Consider the following 18,871-nt stretch of genomic DNA (forward strand, 5'->3'; position numbering starts at 1 on the left):
GTATTTAATTAATTTCAATATGTCCTTTCACATTATATCGTAATACTTACGATTTGAGAACCAGGAAAATTCAGTCCGAAAAAGAAAAAGGATTCAAATAATTATGAAAAGGCAGGCAGGGGATCTTTTAACACAGACCAATCTGATGCCATTTCTTCATCCGTCAGAAGACAGCCGTCAAGAGAGGTCTCTACTTCATCTTTTGAAAGATCAATTCCGATAAAAACGAGTTCAGTCATGCGGTCTCCAAATGTTTCATCCCAGCGTTCAAGCAGTTCAGGTTCTTCTGTCAACGTTTGTCTTTGTTCTTCTTCTGAGTAAGAGGCAACCCATTCTCCTGCACCTTGAATCATGATGGACGTACCAGCCTGTGAAAGAAGCCCTGTCGTGTCATTTCTAGTAGCGATCCAGAAAAATCCTTTTGCCCGAACAACATCAGCAGGCCAATTTTCTAGCCAGTTCATAAAGCGCTCAGGGTGAAAGGGCTTTTGTCTTCTGTAGACAAAGGAAGAAATTCCATACTCTTCTGTTTCAGGGGTATGCTCTTCATTTAATTCCTTTATCCAACCCGCAGACTGACTTGCTTCTTCAAAATCAAAGCTCTTTGTGTTTAGTATTTCCGATAGGGGTACTTTGCTGAATGCTGTTTTCAGGATCTTGGCATCCGGATTCAGTTTCCTAAGAACCCCATATAATTCATCAATGTCTTCTTCGTTTAAAAGGTCGGTCTTATTCAATAAAAGCACATTGGCAAATTCAATTTGATCAATTAACAAATCAATCACTTCTCTAGTGTCGTTTTCATCTGTTCCATGCTTGCGGTCAAGAAGATTTTCGCCTGAGGAGTAGTCTTCCCAGAAGCGATTGCCGTCAACAACCGTCACCATTGTATCCAAACGGCAGGTTTGCGAAAGATCAATGCCGACTTCTTCATCAATATACGTAAATGTTTGGGCTACTGGCACAGGCTCACTGATGCCTGATGATTCGATCACAATGTAATCAATATCGCCATTCTTAACAAGGCGCTCTACTTCCACCATTAAATCTTCGCGAAGGGTACAGCAAATGCAGCCATTTTGCATCTCAACCAATTTTTCTTCGGTCCTGCTGATGGGATTTTGTTTAATTAAGCTTGCATCAATATTAATTTCGCTCATATCGTTTACAATGACAGCCATTCGTCGGCCTTCTTTATTCTCAAGAATGTGTTTTAAAAGGGTTGTCTTGCCTGCTCCTAAGTATCCGCTCAGCACGGTGACGGGTATTTGGTCTATCATGAAAAATTCCTCCTGTATAATATAAATAATAATGATTGCGATTTACAAAAAACATCATATAGCAAAACTAACAAAAAAAACAAGTGTTGTGATATATTAAATAAAAAAATGATTTATAAGGAGAATAGCAGATGAGATTGTTAGATGAGATTATTGAGCATAACACCCAGTTTGTAGAAAAACGAGACTACGAAAAGTTCCAGACCACCAAATTTCCTGACAAAAAGCTGGTTATTTTATCCTGTATGGATACTCGGCTTGTAGAATTGCTTCCCCAGGCCATGAATATAAAAAATGGCGATGTTAAAATTGTGAAAAGTGCCGGCGCGATTGTAGCTCATCCTTTCGGCAGCATCATGAGAAGTATTCTGGTAGCGGTCATGGAACTTGGGGCAGATGAAGTATGTGTAGTCGGCCACTATGATTGCGGAATGAGCAGCCTTAATCCGGATTCTTTTCTTGAGAAAGCCTTGAAACGCGGAATCTCCCAGGATAAAATTGACACCCTGAATTATTCAGGCATTCATTTAGAAGAATGGCTTAAAGGGTTTGATAACGTGGAAGAAAGTGTAAAACATAGTGTGAGCGTTATCCGTAACCATCCACTGCTTCCAAATGATGTACCTGTACATGGATTGATTATCGACCCGTCAACGGGAAAATTGGACCTTGTAGCAGACGGCTACCTGGACTGATCCTTTTTTTCAGGTACAGGGTCAAATCCTCCCGGATGAAAGGGCTGGCATTTCAAGATCCGTTTAACAGTCAAATATCCGCCTTTAAGTGCGCCGAATCTCTTAACTGATTCCAGGCCGTAATGAGAACATGTCGGATAAAACCGGCAGGACGGCGGCTTCAGCGGAGAAATAAATTTTTGGTAAAAACGTATAAGTGCAATCAATAGCTGTTTCATAAATGTCACCTCTTCATATGCCTTAAGTATACTGCAAGAAGAGAAGAAGTTAAAATTGGAAGAATTAATTCGGATAAAATAGATGAATTTTATCGGAATTAATTGTATGATGAATAAAGAAGTCTTATTAAGGAGTGGTAGTTATGCCATCAGTTGAAAGTTTTGATTTGGATCATAATGCAGTAAAGGCACCTTATGTCAGACATTGCGGCGTACACAAAGTAGGAAGCGATGGACTTGTGAATAAATTTGATATTCGTTTTTGCCAGCCGAACAAGCAGGCAATGAAACCAGATGTAATCCACACATTGGAGCATTTACTGGCATTCAATATCCGCACTCATTCAGAAAAATACGATCACTTTGATATTATCGACATTTCTCCAATGGGATGCCAGACAGGCTATTACCTTGTCGTAAGCGGTGAGCCGACGGTGGAAGAAATCATTGATCTATTAGATGACACACTTAAAGATGCTATTGAGATAACTGAAATTCCTGCAGCAAACGAAAAGCAATGCGGACAGGCAAAGCTGCACGATTTAGAAGGAGCGAAGCGTTTAATGCGCTTCTGGCTTGATCAGGATAAAAAAGAATTGGCAAAAGTATTTGGTTAATCGCTATAAAGTAAAAGCAGGCCTTCATTCAGAGGGCCTGTTTTTTTGAGTATTTTTACCTGATTGACGGAGGAGAGCGGAAAATGATACACTTCAAAACGTAATCATTACGATTTATAAGGAGGGTTATTATTTGAGCGATAAGTATGCGTTTTTATTTTCTATTAAGATGCTGCAGCATGAAATTGCAGAGCTTTCTGACTACATAAAAGAAAGCGACTATTGTTTCCGGCTCCTCACAGATAAGCTTGATGATCTTTCAAAATTTGTAGTGGATGAAAAAAATGACACGGAGTGGCGGTTATGGGGAGAGGATCCGGATATCAGAAAATGTTCTGAAATACTTAGGGAAACATCTGCAAAAGCCATCAGTACGCTGGAAAAATATCAGTCTGCCTGTACGGCTAATCAAGAAATGGATGCATCAGAGTATCTACTTTCTCTTTCAGACTCAGTTAAAAAGGAATTAGACAGCTTTGGGATTACAGAGTGCTCGAATGTTGTCTTTATAGGATCAGGAGCTTTTCCTCTTTCTGCACTTACAATCGCCAAGGAGACAGGGGCTCAGATTACATGCCTGGATATCGACGCTGAAGCAGTTGAAATGGGAAAGAACATCGCAGTGATAACAGGACTCGAGTCTGCTGTCACCTTTACACAGCATCCGGTTTCCCAAGTACCTGTTCTCAGAAATGCCACGCATGTCATTATAGCCTCCCTCGTACAGGAAAAAGCATTGATTCTAGAAGAGCTAAAATCATTGCTTCCTGAAGGAGCCAAAGTGATTATCCGCTATGGAAATGGCTTGAAATCCATCTTTAATTATCCTTTTGATTTCACATTATCAGCCGAATGGAATCAGGAAAAAGTTGAACAAAAGAATCACTTTTACGATACTCTCGTTTTAAAAAGAGGCATGACAGGCGTGAATGGAAAGGATTTAGACTACTTATGACATTACATAACTTTATCGCAGCGCCTTTCGGAAATACATTAATCGCCGGAGCAGGACCCGCTGCCATTAATATTGCCGTTCAAGCCGCAAATGGCTGGACTGACAAGCTTGGGCTGGTTAACCGTCCAGGAGCTCATACAGCCCGTTTAATCAACTATTTTAATCAGAATGGAAAAATCGTGAAGTCCAGGTATTTGACAGAAGCGAATGCTGCTTTGGATGGCGAAGCAAAGCTTGATATTTTTTACGGTGACTACCGCGTGATAGATGATATATGGGAAACACTGATCATCTGTACACCAAGTGACAGCTATGTTGAAGTCCTGAACCAGCTGTTTAGCAGGAAATTAACTAGGCTGAATAAGATTATTTTCCTTTCTCCCGGAATCGGATCGAACATATTAATCGGCCGTCATTTTCAAGAAGAATTAAAAGAGATTGAATTGATTAGTATGTCTGCCTATTACGGAGCGACAAAATACGAAGAAGACGGTATAAATGTCCGGACTAAAGCTTTAAAAAAACGTATCTATCTCGCTTCATCCAACAAAAAAAGCGGACATATTCATTCTGTATCCAAGTTTATTGAAAGTCTAAGAGTAGAAGCCAGAATCGTTTCAGCACCGATTGAAGCGGAAAGCAGAAATGTCACAACCTATGTACACCCTCCTTTTTTCATGAATTCATTTGCAATGAAGCAGATTTTAACGGAAAATCAGTCACTCAAGTCCATGTACAAACTATATCCCGAAGGACCCATTACGCAGCATTCCATCCGTGTGATGGTGAAGCTTTGGAAAGAGATATCCGAAGTGGTTGAGTATTTTGGCGCGAAGCCGATTAATCTTCTTCAGTTTTTAAACGATGACAATTATCCTGTTCATAATGAGACTCTGTCACGGGAAGACATTGAGCAGTTTCAGACCTTCAGTGAGATGAAGCAGGAATATCTCTTATACATCAGATATTCAGCCATTTTGATCGATCCTTTTTCCAGGCCGGATGAATACGGGAGATATTTTGATTTTTCAGCTGTTCCTTTTAAGCAAGCTGAAAAGGACATCAGGGGAAGATGGGCTATCCCAAGAATACCGCTTGAAGATTATAGGAAATTGAAAGGGATCTATGAGCTTGGCAAAGCTGCCGGAATAGAAATGCCTCATGCTTTAGCGCTCATAGAGACGTTTGTAGCGGAAGTGAACGGTTTTGCCGAGAAGACACAAGAGGAGTACTCTAATTTTGACAGAACAATCGAAAGCCGGCTCTTTTCAGGTCATGGAAGGAGGAAGCTATGATGAAAAACGGAGTCATCCTCTCGATTCTCGCTTCTTTCGTTTTCAGCATCATGAATGCCCTTGTAAAAACCGTCAGTCTAAACATTCCTGCAGCAGAAGTGATGTTTTTCAGGAGCATCATCGGAACAGCCATTATCTTTGTCATGATGAGGCAAAGCAAGGTTGCTTTTTCTAAAAAAGGAGTGCGGATGCTTATTATAAGAGGTCTTCTCGGTGCCCTGTATTTATATGCCTATTTTTATGCCATATCTAAAATACCGCTCGCTGATGCAAGTATACTAGCCCATTTATCAACGATATTTGCGATCATTTTATCTGCTGCATTTTTAAAAGAGAAGGTATCAAAAAGTACGTTTTATATTTTGCCGCTTGTTTTTATCGGAGCTATTTTACTTGTGAAGCCGTTTCATTATTCCTCCTATTCCATCTATGCACTTGCAGGGGTTTTGAGTGCTTTGTTTGCAGCAGGGGCAGCTGCTTCTATCCGTTATTTAAGTAAGCTGCATCATTCCTATGAAATTGTGTTTTATTTTCTTGCAGCGGGCACCATTCTTTCGATTCCGCTAATGTGGAACAGCTTTGTGATCCCGACGCCTCTTGAATTCTTTTATTTGGCATGCATCGGGGTTGTTTCCCTGCTTGGCCAGATCTTTCTTACCAAAGCCTTCACGCATGAGAACATTGTAGTTGTGGAGGTTACAAGATATATAGGAATTGTCTTTAATGCGCTGTGGGGCTTTTTATTTTGGACTGAGGTGCCAGATGCTTATACGATTATAGGAGGCACACTGATTATTGCTGCATGTATCATACTTTCTATAAAAAAGAGAAAATTGGATACAGTAAATTCCGGACTTGCTAAGGGATAAGTATTAAAAAAATAAATTGACTTATATGGATTTGAAACGCAATATTTAGAGTTTAAATCGTAATTGTTACGAATTAATAATTTTACATAAGGATGGCTGATGAAATGAAAAAGAAGATTCATAGGACAAAAAAAATCCTTTCACTATTATTGGGCTTAGGGATTCTTACTGCAGCCGGCTGTTCATCTGATAGCAGCTCATCACAGACCGGCGGAGAAAAATCAGGAGAAACAGATAAGAAGGTAAACCTGATTTTTAGCTTTAAATCAGCTGACATGGATCCGCATAACGTTTTTACACCGATTCGTGCAGGTGTAACAGAAACACTGCTTAAGCTCGATAAAGATTCAAACATTGAAGGCTGGCTCGCAGAAAAGTGGGAAACCTCGGATAACACGAAATGGGTATTTACGATTCGAGAGGGCATTACCTTTCAGAACGGGGCAAAGCTTGATGCAAAAGCTGTTCAAGAATCTCTTGGTAAAAGTATGGAAGCAAACGAATCCCTTAGTGCCTCATTGAAAATCAAATCAATGGAGGCACAAGAGCAGACGCTGACTATTACGACTGCAGAGCCCTATCCTGCTTTACCTTCTGAACTGGTAAATCCTTATACATCCATTGTTCATGCAGCTTCTGAAAAAAAAATGGGAAAAGAAGCATTTAAAAATGCGCCAGTTGGAACGGGGCCGTTTAAAGTGAAGAAATTCACGCCGAATCAGGAAGTGATTGTAGAGAGAAATAACAGCTATTGGGCAGGCAAGCCAAAGATAAAAGAAGCTGTCATAAAATTTAATGAAGATGCTAATGTCCGGGCGCTTGCTCTGCAATCCAAAGAGGCCGATGTAGTTTATAATCTGCCGGCTGAGGGACTAGAGGCAATTGAAAAGGACGAAACTTTAAAAGTCGAATCAGTACCCGGCCTAAGATCGCATATTATTCTTTACAACCAAAAAAGTCCAAACGTATCAGATCTTAAGGTCAGAGAAGCTCTAAATGTTCTCATCGACCGCAAAAGCATAGCAGAAGACATAATGCTAGGGCATGCCATACCTGCGAACGGACCATTTAACAGTACACTGCCATTTGGAATTAAGGATGAAGTAAAGGAATTAGACGTTGAAAAAGCAAAAGAGCTCCTTGCTGATGCTGGCTATAAAGAAAATTCTGACGGCAAAATGGAAAAGGGCGGAAAACTGCTTAAGCTTGAATTGATTACTTATAAAACAAGACCTGAGCTGCCATTAATAGCACAGCTGCTACAATCAGATGCAGCAAAAGCAGGCATTGATATTGACGTAAAAACAGTAGAAAATGCAGATGCTCATTTAGCTGAACATACAGATTGGGATTTGGCTACTTACAGTAATAATACTTCACCGCGAGGAGACGGCAGCTACTTCCTGAACACTGCATTCACAGAAACAGGTGCACTAAATGTCGGGAAAATTAGTAATGGAGAATTGACTGATGTTATTAATAAGCTGAATCGCACTGAGGATTTAGAGGAGAGAACGAAAATTACTCAGGAGGCAGCAGCTCTTATTAATAAGAATGCTCTTCACAGCTACGCTGTGTATCCTAATATTCTTATCGGGATGAGTGACAGAATCATAAACTGGAAGCCTACAGCGGAGGAGTATTACATATTAACCCATACAATGGATGTGGAATGACGTGCTTCTTCTTATAAAAAAAAGACTTCTTCAATTAGTGATGGTAATCTTCCTTTTATCTATTTTTACATTCAGCTTAATGAAGCTTGCGCCGGGTGACCCGGTTCTGTCCATTCTGAATGCAGATGAAATGATGGTGACACAGGAGGATCAGGCCAGGCTCCGTACGGAACTTGGCTTTGATCAGCCTCTTTATAAACAGTATGGACAGTGGATGCTTGGAATAGTGAAGCTTGATCTTGGCACATCTTATATGAGCGGGAAACCTGTGTGGGATGAAATGATGGATCGTTTGCCGGTCACCCTGCAGCTTACTGCTTTCGCCCTGCTCGTCATGGTGTCTATTTCAGTTCCCCTTGGGATTCTTTCTGCCCGTAATCAAGGCAAATGGCCTGATCATATCAGCAGAGTGTTTGCCCTTATTGGAGCATCTATTCCAAGCTTTTGGCTTGGCTTGATGTTTATTTATTTTTTTGCTTTCAAACTTGGGCTTCTTCCTTCTGCAGGGTTTGGCACATTGCCTCAAATGATCTTGCCCTCCCTGGCCCTCGGGCTCTCTTTGGCAGCAGTATATTCAAGACTCATCAGATCAGGACTGCTTAACACATTTTCGGAAGACTACATTCAAGCAGCTCGGGCAAGAGGAGTGAAGGAATGGAGAATCCTCTGGTTTCATGCTTTTAGAGCAGCACTTCTTCCGGTCATAACGGTCTTTGGATTAAGCGCGGGCAGCCTGCTTGGAGGAGCGGTGGTCATAGAGATCTTATTTTCGTGGCCAGGCCTTGGCAGCATGGCTGTTGATGCAATTTTCAGCCGCGATTATCCCCTTATTCAGGGATATGTACTTTTAACGGGTGTTTTTGTTGTTGTCGTGAATTTGCTCGTTGATTTATCCTACCAGCTTATTGATCCGAGAATAAATCAGGAAAGGGGGAAGACTGGTTGAAGGTCTCTTTAACTTGGAAAAAGAATATGCGGGGTGCATATAGAATGAATTCAGCAACGCTGACATGGATAGGGATCATCTCTCTATCTATCATTGTCCTTATTACTCTTCTTGGAACATTCCTTTTACCGAATGATCCTTTAACTGCGAATATGGCAGAGCGTCTTTCCCCGCCAAGTCTAACTCATCCACTTGGGACGGACCACATGGGCAGGTGTATTTTTTCAAGACTTGTGATCGGATCTCAAGCTACACTCGGCATAACCTCCCTTGTTATTGCAACCGTTGTTTTAATCGGTATTCCATTTGGTTTGCTTTCAGGATATATAGGAGGTCGGGTTGATTCATTTATAATGAGGCTGGCAGACGGGTTAATTGCACTGCCTGAATTTATTTTAGCCATTGCCGTTGCAGGCTTTCTGGGTCCAAGCTTAGTTAATTTGATGATTTCGGTCGTACTTGTGAAATGGATCAGCTACACAAGAGTAGTAAGGGGCATAATTTTATCAGAACGTGAAAAGGAATATGTGCTGGCAGCTAAGGTTGGAGGATGTCCCACATGGAAAATTATCATTAGGCATTTGCTTCCGCAAATTCTGTCACCAGTTCTTGTGCTTGCAGCACTTGATGTAGGAAAAGTCATTTTGATTATTTCCTCTCTCTCCTATCTTGGACTGGGCGCGCAGCCCCCTGCACCGGAGTGGGGTGCGATGTTAAATGACGGCCGGCCGTATTTTCAAACCTTTCCCGAGTTAATGATTTATCCCGGATTGGCCATTTTTTTTGTTGTGCTGTCATGCAATTTAATAGGAGAAGGTTTAAGAGACAAGCTGGATGTAAAAAGTGTCTAACTCTGGGAGGCGGGGAAACATGAATGCAGTCATGGAACTTGAAAAAATCCAAAATATAGACTCATCGGCAGCTGATCAGGCTGTTCTTCTTGAAATAAGGGACCTCTCCATTTCATCGCTTTTTAGTGAAAGAAAACTTGTGAACAAGGTGAATCTGACTTTAAAGCGGGGAGAAATGCTTGGACTTGCGGGGGAAAGCGGAAGCGGAAAAAGCTTAACTGCTCTAGCTGTTTTAGGATTGCTTCCTTCTGAGCTTTATGTTTCGGAAGGTTCAATCACACTATACGGCAAAAAACTTAAAGGCCTTTCCGAAAAGGAATTGAGAGTACTGCGCGGAAGGGAAATTGCTTATATCTTTCAGCATTATCAAGGCAGCTTTACTCCTTTTATAAAAATAGGCAAGCAGCTTGCTGAAGCACTTAGAAGCCATTTTGAGTTAACTAAAAAAGAAGCTAAAGAAAAAGCCCTTATGTGGCTTAATCGTGTACAGCTCCCTGCAGAAAGGATCTTTGGCAGCTACCCTCACCAGCTTAGCGGGGGCCAGCTTCAAAGGGCTTCCCTTGCATCTGCGCTCATGCTTGAACCTGCCTTGATTATTGCTGATGAGCCGACAACAGCACTGGATGTTCTGACAAGCGAATCTATTCTGGATTTGCTCGTACAGCTTCAACAAGAGCTAAACTGCGGGATATTGCTGATTTCTCATGATTTAGGGCACTTGTTAAAAAGAACAGATTCTATGGCCGTTATGTACGGGGGACAAATTGCAGAAAAGGGATTCACAAAAAGCATCAAAAACAATCCTAAACACCCATATACAAAGCTTCTGCTGAATGCAAGACCTGTATTAAGCAGAGAGGAGCCGAAGGGATTAGCTGCAATCCAGGGTGATCCTGGACTGGTTGCCTCAAACGGATGTTCGTTTTCACTTAGGTGCCCGATGGCCTTTGAAAAGTGCAGTGCCGTTCCAGCATTTGAGGAAGCAGAGAACTCACATGCAGCAGCGTGTCATGCAGCAGCAGGAAAAGGAATGAATTCAAATGTTAGAAGTTAAAAACGTATCGAAATCCTATCAGTCAACGATTGTTTTAAAGGATATTTCCTTTCATATGGCGCGAGGAGAGTGTCTTGGACTCATTGGCGGAAGCGGAAGCGGGAAGAGTACGCTAGCAAAGCTGATTTTGGGAATTGCACAGTGTGATGAAGGAGAAGTTATTATAAATGGTACTGATTTTTCAGTGTTTAAAAAGAGGTGAGCTGAGAAGGGCAAGACGTCATGTGCAGGTTGTATTCCAGGATCCTTCTGCTTCTTTGAATCCGAAGCTTCCTATTTGGAAGACAATCATCGAACCACTCGAAAATTTCCCGGATTCAGTCCCTCCTTTTTTGATAGAGGTTCGAGCGGACAAAAAGAAGATGGCTGAAATCCTTTTGAGTAAAGTAGGCCTGCAGAAGGACTTACTGAACAGATATCCTCACCAGCTTAGCGGCGGTCAAAGGCAAAGAGTCGCAATCGCCAGAGGAATCAGCCTCCAGCCAAGCTTGCTGATCTGTGATGAGCCGACATCCAGCCTGGATGTGTCGATTCAAGCCCAGATTTTGAATCTCCTCAAATCTCTAAAAGCTGAATTTAATATGTCTTATTTGTTTATTTCTCACGATATGGCAGCGGCTCGATATATGTGTGATCGATTTGCTGTCCTTAAAGAAGGTTCACTTGTTGATCTTTTTTCAGCAGATGAACTTTTTGGAGAGAATCGTCACCCCTATACAAGGAAACTTATTGCAGCTGCAATGGAAAGCTGAGAGAAGAACAGCGGCTGAATCTGCTGCTCATGTATGATTGTTGATTATTTAGATAGTTTTGCTGAAATCCCTTATCAAAAGGGATTTTTTATTTCAGATAAGAAAGTAGAGGTGTTCATTATGAATCATAAAAAATATATCATGCTTGCTATTCCCCTTACTCTTTCTGCAATGACTACAGCTCTTATTGGAGCTGTCGATACGGCTGTAGCCGGACAGCTTTCTGATCCAGCTTATATTGGAGGAGTGGCGGTAGGGGCTGTTCTGTTTAACACGATGTACTGGCTTTTTGGATTCTTGAGAGTCAGCACTTCAGGCTTTACGGCACAGGCACACGGAGCCATGAATGAAAAGTTAATGAGGCTTTAGTCTGGTTAGGCCTTTGCTATTGGCGATGGCTGTCGGCATTCTATTTATTCTTTTAGAAATCCTCTTTCTGACCTTGCCATGACAATCATAGAACCTGCTGATGAGGTAAAGGAATATGCGCTGCAATACATTGATATCCGAATATGGGGGGCGCCATTTGCATTAATTCAATATGTTATCCTTGGCTGGCTGATGGGTTTGTCGAGAATTAAGGAGGCTTTCTATTTGCAGATAGGGATGAATGGACTGAATATCATTCTGGATATCCTGTTTGTTCAAGTATTTTTATGGGGAGTACAGGGGGGTGCGGCGGCAACTCTGATTGCGGAGATCTTTTTAGTCATCGTTGTTTTTTTCCTGATCATCAGGAAAAAGAGCTTTTCCTTTCCATCTCGCGAATTAACAGAGGTATTCGAAATGGAGAGATGTTCTGACTATGCTTTATGTAAATCGGGATTTATTTATTCGGACTGTCTGTCTTCTGATTATGTTTAACCTCTTCACAAAATTCGTCGCTTCTTTCGGGACAGAAATGCTTGCAGCAAATGCCATTTTAATTCAGATTCATTATTTAATGGCTTATTTCTTTGATGGGTTTGCCAATGCTTCAAGTATATTATGCGGGCGGGCAATCGGAGCCAAAGATAAGAAAGAGTTTGTAAACACCTTATCCTTTCTATTCAATGGTCTATTTACACAGCTCTCTTTGTCACTTTCATTTATCTTTTGTTTAAAGAAGCCCTTATTCGTTTGTTCACCAGAAAAGAACCGGTTGCAGAACTTGCTTCGGAATATGGTAATTGGCTGTTAGTATATCCTGCAGCAGCTTCCTTAGGACTTGTTCTCTATGGAGTGTTTACGGGTGCTGCTTCTGCTGCGTGAGTGAGAAATTCCATGATCTATTCGTTGTTTGTATACCTGATTGCTTTATGGTCTCTTTTGCCTATTTATGAAAACCACGGCTTGTGGCTCTCTATTTTATGTTCAGCATAGGTAGATCTCTGTTCCTGATCATGTATATTCCTGGACTGAATAAAAGAATCTATTCTCTTTAAACCTTAAAAAAATACCCTGACTGGAAAATCATTCAGTTGCGATGCAGCAGCTATTTCTGTATACTGTTCTCATTGTTTGTACATATGTCCGCATAAGAGATACAGAATGCGGATTAGGAGGAAGCTGTCATGATAGGAAGATTATTGATTTCATGTGAGGACCGGCCTGGAATTGTGGCTGCGGTCTCACGTTTTTTAGCAGATGAGGGAGCCAATATTATTCATTCGGATCAGCATTCAACAGATCCTGTAGGCGGTCTGTTTTTTATGAGAATCGAATTTCAGCTGCTTGGGATTGAAGATAAGATTGAGGAGATCAGAACCCGATTTGAAAAAACAGCAGAACCGTTTCATATAAAATGGCGCATGTCCTGTGCCAGCGATAAAAAGAAAATTGCCATTTTTGTTTCTAAAGAAGATCATTGTCTGCAGGATCTTCTTCAGCGTTTCCGGCTTGGAGAGCTGTCTGCGGAAATCTCAATGGTAGTCAGCAACCATGATGATATGAGAGACATTGTGAAGCCATACGGCATTCCGTATCATCATGTACCTGCAACAAAGGATACAAGGGAGGAAGCGGCTAAACGCCATCTTTCATTACTGGAAGAAGCCAATGTGGATACAGTTGTGCTTGCGCGTTACATGCAAATCATACCGCCTGTTATGATTGAGCAGTATAAAAATCAAATCATCAATATTCATCATTCGTTTCTCCCGGCATTCGTCGGCGGGAAACCGTATAATCAGGCATATGACCGCGGTGTGAAAATCATCGGTGCTACTGCGCACTATGTAACAGAAGAACTTGATCAGGGTCCGATTATCGAACAGGATGTCGAGCGTGTCAGTCACCGTTATCAGATTAAGGATTTAAAGAGAATTGGAAGAGATGTCGAGAAGCTTGTTCTTTCAAGAGCGGTAGGCTGGCATTTAGATGATAAAGTGCTTGTTTATGAAAACAAGACTGTGGTGTTTCCATAAGATAATGAATCATGCAAAAAATCCGCTCTGAGCGGATTTTTTGCGTGTGATGCAGAGGGGTCTATTTCTTTACACTCTGCTTTAAATCGATTTTTTCGTATACTTTATCAAGCAGGATTTTATCATTTAAAATGGTTTGTTTATTTTCTTCAACCAGTTCCTTAAATGATTTCTTTTTAATTCTCATCCGTTATTCCCCTTTCGCTGCATTCTGTCGCTGAATTCCTTTTCAAGCTTAATTTCGCAGAGCTCATAAAGCTGGCCTTCTGCCGTTCTATATATCCCCATATCAAGCAGCTGTTCAATTAATTCATTTTTCCGTGATTCAGCAGCTCCATGAATCGTTGTTTTCATAAAGAAAAGTTCACCTCAATATAAATGATTATGATAATCATTCTCAACTAAATTATACTTGCATTTAGTATGCAAAGCAAGTATTTTCATTCTTATAGGCCGAAAATGGTTCTAATTATATATATCACCAAATGAAAAAAACAAAACCAGAAAATTTGTTTTTTAAGAAAAGATGGTTTAAAATATAAATAGTAACCATTACGATTTATCTTATCATAACATCCTGGTAAATGAAAGGAAGAGAAGATTGGCTAGGAAAGCAAAGGTAGTGAAAGAACTGAAACGTCAGGAAATGGTTGAAAAATATAGAGAACTAAGAACGCAGCTGAAAAAGGAGGGGGATTTGGAGGCTTTAAGGAAGCTGCCGCGTGATTCCTCTCCCGCACGCTTGAAGAATCGCTGTGAAATCTCAGGAAGGCCGAGGGGATATATACGCAAGTTTAAGCTTTCAAGAATTGCTTTTAGAGAATATGCCCACAAAGGACAGCTCCCGGGAGTGAAAAAAGCTAGCTGGTAGGAATGAAAAGGCGGGTGATGCATGATCACCCGCCTTTTATTATTTTCGATAAGAAAGCTCTGCAACTGCATCATGAAGATGAATGGATTCTTCATTTCGGCATTCGACATGAAAGGCAGCCACAAAATCAAGCTCATAAAGGTCTGCTGCTACTAATCGCACCATATCTTCTACGAAACGCGGATTTTCATAGGCTGTTTCTGTTACCATTTTTTCATCAGGGCGCTTTAGGACGGGATGGATCATGGCACTTGCATTTGTTTCTGCAGCTGCAAGCAGCGCTTCTTTCCAGTCCTGCTCCTCGCGAAAGTCTTCCGTGAATTCTACATCCATCGTGATAAACCCGCGCTGATTATGGGCACTGTATTCACTGATTTCTTTTGAGCATGGACAAAGAGTTGTTACTGCGCAAGTAAGCTTTGCGCTGGCTGTGAACCCTTTTCCTTCTTCATACTTAATTTTTAAGCCTGCAGTTGCATGGTTCAAGCCGGCAAGCTCAGAGCTTGGCCCCTTTCGCTCATAAAACCATGGAAAGGTAACTTCAATTTCGGCATCCTTTTGTTTAAGGCGTCCGGCAAGCTCTTTAGTAAAATCATAAAGCTCTGTTAGGGAAAGAGTGAATCCCCCATTTAAACGGTACTTCTCAAGCTGCTCAGTAAAACGGCTCATGTTTGTGCCCTTAGCTTCGTAAGAAATGGATGATGTCATTTTAAAGGTAGCAACAGTCGTTTGCTCCAATGGGCTTAATGAAGATAGGATACGAACAGGATATTTCACATTGCTGATTCCAACTGCATTTATATGAAAAAGAAAATCTTTTTTTGAATTTTGCAGATCAGGCATTTTGTCTTTTTCGGTTGGTTTCGTTTTTAAACCTGGTTCTACTGAGCCAAAGAGTCTATGTCTCTCTTTTTTCGGCGGTAATGTAATCTCTCTAATCATGGATGATCTCCTCTCAAGTGCCTCAATAATAGAGAGTATACTTTACAAAGATAGATAACGGCAATTATTAAAGCTTAAATTTTCCCGTCATATGCCGGATATAATTTGTTCAGCAGCCTGTCTTGCTCCTGATATATTTCTCGCAATTGGTCCAATTTGAAGTTCTGCTAAAGCTCCTGTCACGTATAAGCCTTCTGTCCATTCCAGATGTTCTGAGACAATAGGATATCCGCATTCCGCACATTTTAGCTCTTCTCTTTTTATTAAGGGAGAAATCCATTCTTTTCCTGGAGGAGCAGGTATAAAGCCTGTAGCCAGAATGATAGATTCAGCGAATACCTCAAGACCTGATTCAGCAGTAAGTATAACTCCATTGTCAGCTGCTTTAAATGATTCAATTTCTTCATCTATCCACTCCAGCTGTCCTCGTTTTTTCAGGTGATGAAGCTTCATATGAAGATCCCTTGTAATTGAGCCGCGGTGTCTCGCTTCAATAATTTTTCTGCGCCTGCTTATGTAGTTTCTATCATTCCTGAAAGCGCGCTGCCTTTTAGGGCCGAGCCACCCAGGGTCACTGTCAAACAGGTTCACTCTGAAGGGGTGTCTTTTCACCATTGTGACTTCACCCGGGAACAGAGATGCAAGCTTGCAGGCAAGGTGTGCGGCTGTCATCCCGCCGCCTATAACGGAAATCGGACCTTTCAATGCTTCAAAATGGAGGTCCTGATCAAAAACATGATAGATGGCGGATATTTTTTCTTTTAATTCCAAAGCCCACTCAGGCCAATGGGGCTGTTCGCCAATACCGATTGCAATGACCACATTCTTTGCATGAAAACACCTGCTTTCTTCATTTATAACTTTCCAGGATTCTCCGCTTTTATAGACTTTTCCGACTCGCCCCTGAATCCAGCATTCCCCTAAATGTAAATCCTGAAATAAATGATCACAATGCTTTTTAAACAGATCAATGGAAGGTCTTTTAAAGCGGCCGTAGTATGCTTGATCATTCTTCTGTTTAGCAAACTTCTCAAGTCCAAAGGGGTTTCTTTCGATATGATGGACAGACGGTGAGCGCAAATATGGCATAGATATGGCTCCTGTACAGCGCTCCCAGTTTTCCAGCGGTTTTGAATGGGGATCTATGATTCGAATTTTATTTGCTGTGGTTTTCTTGCTTTGAAGGAGAAAAGTTGCTATTGTCACTCCTTGAACTCCGCCTCCGATAATAATCCAGTCGTACATAACCAATATCACTCCTGTTTACAAAACGTAATTATTACGATTTAATAAAGACAGTGTACCGAAATATTGAACTGCTTGCAAGAGTGATAGAAATTTTGTCACCAAGTTGCATAATTCATTGACAAGCCCCGTATGATATAATGCTAGGAGAAAAGAATAGGATTGGAGTTTTATGATGAAAAAACCAGCCTCTTCTATTGTGAAAGAGTCATTTGCTCTTGCATTAATAGGATTGTTTATTTATCTTTTTATTTTCATAGATTTCGGAGATTTTCAGATTGATGCACCAAAAGCATTTCTGAATTTAAATACCATTTTCTTAAGCATCGTGCTTGAGGCCATCCCTTTTATTTTGCTTGGCGTTTTTGTATCGGCTCTTATTCAATCGTTTGTATCAGAGGAAATGATTCAGCGGTTTTTGCCGAAGAACGCAATTATTGCTCTTTTTCCCGCGGCCCTGCTCGGCATTATTTTTCCTGTTTGCGAGTGTGCGATTGTCCCGATCGTCAGACGCTTAATTAAAAAAGGGATGCCGCTTCATGTCGGAATTGTCTTTTTAGTTGCCGCTCCGATATTAAATCCGGTCGTCTTTGCATCTACATATTATGCTTTCCAGTCTTCAAAAGAAATTGTTTACGGTCGGATGGGGCTCGCATTTGTCGTTTCCATCTTGGTTGGATTCGTTGTGTATCTACTTTTCAAAAACCGCGATCAGCTGAAGTGGACAAGAGAAGAATTGGTTGGAAGAGGTGCGGGAGCAGAGCCTGTTAAAGGCGTGAACAAATTTAAGGAAACGCTTTTCCATGCAAGTGATGAGTTTTTCGAAATGGGAAAATATCTGATTCTGGGAGCATTTATTGCGAGTATTTTTCAGACATTCTTGGATCGGTCTATGCTTGCAGAACTTGGTTCGAGCGACTTTTTATCACCAGCAATTATGATGGCATTCGCCTATATTCTCTCACTTTGTTCAGAAGCTGATGCGTTTGTTGCCGCTTCATTCGGAGGAACATTCACTGCAGGCTCGCTGCTTGCTTTTCTCGTGTACGGTCCAATGGTCGATTTAAAGAATACGATCATGCTGTTTGCCTTTTTCAGAGTGAAGTTCGTTGCAGCATTTATTGGGATAGTAACGGCTGCCGTTTATGTGTCCGTCTTAGTGTACCAGCAGTTTATTTTATAAAGGAGGGAATTCTTAAGCAATGGAAAAACAAAGAGATTACCGTTTTCACCTCTACCTGCGCGGAATTATCTTAATGGGGTTTACGATGCTCCTTTTTAAGCTGATCATAACGGGAGATATTCAAAATTTTATTGCTCCCCGCATGCTGCCGTTTATCTATTTTGCAGTGATCACCTTTTTGCTTTTGGGAGTTGTGCAGATTTGGAGAAGCGGCAGTAAAAATGAAGAAGAATTATACTGCAATTGCGGCTTTGATCATTCAGGGAAAAGCACGCCGATTCAATCGATTATGATCTATTCCATGTTTGTCTTCCCGGTTGTGACCGGATTTGTCTTCCCTGATGTGGTTTTAGACAGCTCGATTGCCGCAAAACGCGGCTTTAAATCAGGCTTAAGCCAGTCTCAAGAAACAGCAAAAAGTGAAGAGCCTCCAATGGATGAGGACTTAGCCGATCTTTATTTACAGGATCCTGATGAATATATGAAGCAGCTTGAAGAGAGAGTTCAGGAAAAGTCTCAATCGCCGGATTCCAGTCCAGATGTGCCTCTTGAACATCCAGACGGATTCCAAATCCAAGCTCCTCCAGACGGATTCTATAAAGAGCTGGAAGCAAAAATGCTGAAGATGAAAAAAATTGTTTTAACAGAAGAGAATTACATTGCCATGACAAACATTATGGATAAAAACCCTGAAAAGTTTTCCGGTAAAGAAGTAGAAATGCTCGGATTTGTTTATAGGGAAGATGACTTCAAAGAAGATCAATTCGTGGTAGCACGGTTCGGACTATCGTGCTGTGTTGCGGATGCATCTGTATATGGAACGCTTGCCTCGATTGCTGATGGAGAGAAATATCAGCAGGATGAGTGGGTGAAAGTCTCCGGTGTCATTAAAAGTGTGAAATACCAGGACTGGGTTCTTCCTAATGTAGAGATCCAATCTATTGAAAAAATTGAACAGCCAAAAGAACCTTATGTTTATGAGGAATATTAATAGAAAAAACCAGCGGGATTTTCATT

21 protein-coding genes and 2 pseudogenes are annotated in these 18,871 nt (G+C 41.1%); 17 read left to right on the forward strand and 6 right to left on the reverse strand.

The window, feature by feature from the left end; translation table 11 throughout:
• Positions 1–101: 101 nt before the first annotated feature.
• Entirely contained in the window at positions 102–1,280 is a 1,179-nt protein-coding gene (locus QFZ72_RS07360) for a GTP-binding protein (protein WP_307431318.1), read from the reverse strand.
• 131 nt (positions 1,281–1,411) lie between these two features.
• Here QFZ72_RS07360 and QFZ72_RS07365 point away from each other — a divergent pair, with 131 nt between their 5' ends.
• The gene (locus QFZ72_RS07365; RefSeq protein ID WP_307431321.1) at positions 1,412–1,975 is read left to right on the forward strand and encodes a beta-class carbonic anhydrase; all 564 of its coding nucleotides are present in this window, start codon (positions 1,412–1,414) and stop codon (positions 1,973–1,975) included.
• Here QFZ72_RS07365 and yidD read toward each other — a convergent pair.
• A complete protein-coding gene (gene yidD, locus QFZ72_RS07370) occupies positions 1,963–2,193 on the reverse strand; it encodes a membrane protein insertion efficiency factor YidD (RefSeq protein ID WP_307431323.1) in 231 nt (76 codons plus the stop codon). The genes QFZ72_RS07365 and yidD overlap by 13 nt on opposite strands.
• Positions 2,194–2,336: 143 nt before the next feature.
• Here yidD and QFZ72_RS07375 point away from each other — a divergent pair, with 143 nt between their 5' ends.
• From QFZ72_RS07375 to purU, 13 genes and pseudogenes are all read left to right on the forward strand, one after another.
• Positions 2,337–2,810 (forward strand): S-ribosylhomocysteine lyase, encoded by a 474-nt coding sequence (locus QFZ72_RS07375; protein WP_070878755.1) that lies wholly within the window; start codon positions 2,337–2,339, stop codon positions 2,808–2,810.
• Between the two features lie 133 nt (positions 2,811–2,943).
• A complete protein-coding gene (locus tag QFZ72_RS07380; RefSeq protein ID WP_307431328.1) occupies positions 2,944–3,765 on the forward strand; it encodes a nicotianamine synthase family protein in 822 nt (273 codons plus the stop codon).
• Positions 3,762–5,060 (forward strand): opine metallophore biosynthesis dehydrogenase, encoded by a 1,299-nt coding sequence (locus QFZ72_RS07385; RefSeq protein WP_307431331.1) that lies wholly within the window; start codon positions 3,762–3,764, stop codon positions 5,058–5,060. Before QFZ72_RS07380 ends, QFZ72_RS07385 begins: the two co-directional genes overlap by 4 nt.
• Positions 5,060–5,929 carry a DMT family transporter gene (locus QFZ72_RS07390; protein WP_307431334.1) on the forward strand — a complete coding sequence of 290 codons (870 nt, stop codon included), beginning with the start codon at positions 5,060–5,062 and terminating at the stop codon, positions 5,927–5,929. The genes QFZ72_RS07385 and QFZ72_RS07390 overlap by 1 nt, the downstream gene beginning before the upstream one ends.
• Before the next feature lie 104 nt (positions 5,930–6,033).
• Positions 6,034–7,605 (forward strand): nickel ABC transporter substrate-binding protein, encoded by a 1,572-nt coding sequence (gene nikA / locus QFZ72_RS07395; RefSeq protein WP_307431336.1) that lies wholly within the window; start codon positions 6,034–6,036, stop codon positions 7,603–7,605.
• Position 7,606: 1 nt separating this feature from the next.
• On the forward strand, positions 7,607–8,551 hold the full coding sequence (gene nikB / locus QFZ72_RS07400) for a nickel ABC transporter permease (RefSeq protein ID WP_307431339.1): 945 nt from the start codon (positions 7,607–7,609) through the stop codon (positions 8,549–8,551).
• A 44-nt stretch (positions 8,552–8,595) separates the two neighbouring features.
• Positions 8,596–9,402: a nickel transporter permease gene (nikC, locus tag QFZ72_RS07405; RefSeq protein WP_373464671.1), complete on the forward strand. Its 807-nt coding sequence runs from the start codon at positions 8,596–8,598 to the stop codon at positions 9,400–9,402.
• Between the two features lie 19 nt (positions 9,403–9,421).
• Positions 9,422–10,456 (forward strand): ABC transporter ATP-binding protein, encoded by a 1,035-nt coding sequence (locus tag QFZ72_RS07410; RefSeq protein WP_307431342.1) that lies wholly within the window; start codon positions 9,422–9,424, stop codon positions 10,454–10,456.
• Positions 10,443–10,658 carry an ATP-binding cassette domain-containing protein gene (locus tag QFZ72_RS07415; RefSeq protein WP_307431344.1) on the forward strand — a complete coding sequence of 72 codons (216 nt, stop codon included), beginning with the start codon at positions 10,443–10,445 and terminating at the stop codon, positions 10,656–10,658. The genes QFZ72_RS07410 and QFZ72_RS07415 overlap by 14 nt, the downstream gene beginning before the upstream one ends.
• Positions 10,624–11,208 carry an ABC transporter ATP-binding protein gene (locus QFZ72_RS07420; protein WP_307431347.1) on the forward strand — a complete coding sequence of 195 codons (585 nt, stop codon included), beginning with the start codon at positions 10,624–10,626 and terminating at the stop codon, positions 11,206–11,208. The genes QFZ72_RS07415 and QFZ72_RS07420 overlap by 35 nt, the downstream gene beginning before the upstream one ends.
• A 171-nt stretch (positions 11,209–11,379) precedes the next feature.
• Positions 11,380–12,072: pseudogene (locus QFZ72_RS07425) on the forward strand (MATE family efflux transporter).
• Positions 12,065–12,459: pseudogene (locus tag QFZ72_RS07430) on the forward strand (MATE family efflux transporter). The pseudogenes QFZ72_RS07425 and QFZ72_RS07430 overlap by 8 nt, the downstream one beginning before the upstream one ends.
• Positions 12,460–12,761: 302 nt before the next feature.
• A complete protein-coding gene (gene purU, locus QFZ72_RS07435; RefSeq protein ID WP_307431349.1) occupies positions 12,762–13,613 on the forward strand; it encodes a formyltetrahydrofolate deformylase in 852 nt (283 codons plus the stop codon).
• A gap of 61 nt (positions 13,614–13,674) precedes the next feature.
• On the opposite strand, the gene QFZ72_RS07440 is transcribed toward purU, so the two are convergent.
• Both QFZ72_RS07440 and QFZ72_RS07445 read right to left on the reverse strand, forming a co-directional pair.
• A complete protein-coding gene (locus tag QFZ72_RS07440; protein ID WP_223437460.1) occupies positions 13,675–13,800 on the reverse strand; it encodes an FbpB family small basic protein in 126 nt (41 codons plus the stop codon).
• Positions 13,797–13,967, reverse strand: coding sequence for a Fur-regulated basic protein FbpA (locus tag QFZ72_RS07445; RefSeq protein WP_307431354.1), 171 nt, complete (start codon positions 13,965–13,967; stop codon positions 13,797–13,799). The genes QFZ72_RS07440 and QFZ72_RS07445 overlap by 4 nt, the downstream gene beginning before the upstream one ends.
• A 247-nt stretch (positions 13,968–14,214) precedes the next feature.
• Here QFZ72_RS07445 and rpsN point away from each other — a divergent pair, with 247 nt between their 5' ends.
• Positions 14,215–14,484, forward strand: coding sequence for a 30S ribosomal protein S14 (gene rpsN, locus QFZ72_RS07450; RefSeq protein ID WP_307431357.1), 270 nt, complete (start codon positions 14,215–14,217; stop codon positions 14,482–14,484).
• A gap of 39 nt (positions 14,485–14,523) precedes the next feature.
• On the opposite strand, the gene folE2 is transcribed toward rpsN, so the two are convergent.
• Positions 14,524–15,426 carry a GTP cyclohydrolase FolE2 gene (folE2, locus tag QFZ72_RS07455; RefSeq protein WP_307431360.1) on the reverse strand — a complete coding sequence of 301 codons (903 nt, stop codon included), beginning with the start codon at positions 15,424–15,426 and terminating at the stop codon, positions 14,524–14,526.
• Between the two features lie 87 nt (positions 15,427–15,513).
• Entirely contained in the window at positions 15,514–16,671 is a 1,158-nt protein-coding gene (locus QFZ72_RS07460; protein ID WP_307431363.1) for an FAD/NAD(P)-binding protein, read from the reverse strand.
• Between the two features lie 175 nt (positions 16,672–16,846).
• On the opposite strand from QFZ72_RS07460, the gene QFZ72_RS07465 reads away from it, so the two are divergent.
• Positions 16,847–17,854, forward strand: coding sequence for a permease (locus QFZ72_RS07465; protein ID WP_307431365.1), 1,008 nt, complete (start codon positions 16,847–16,849; stop codon positions 17,852–17,854).
• A gap of 19 nt (positions 17,855–17,873) precedes the next feature.
• Positions 17,874–18,845: a TIGR03943 family putative permease subunit gene (locus QFZ72_RS07470; protein WP_307431368.1), complete on the forward strand. Its 972-nt coding sequence runs from the start codon at positions 17,874–17,876 to the stop codon at positions 18,843–18,845.
• Positions 18,846–18,871 lie beyond the last annotated feature (26 nt).

The organism is Bacillus sp. V2I10 (assembly GCF_030817055.1).
Lineage (GTDB): Bacteria > Bacillota > Bacilli > Bacillales > Bacillaceae > Bacillus_P.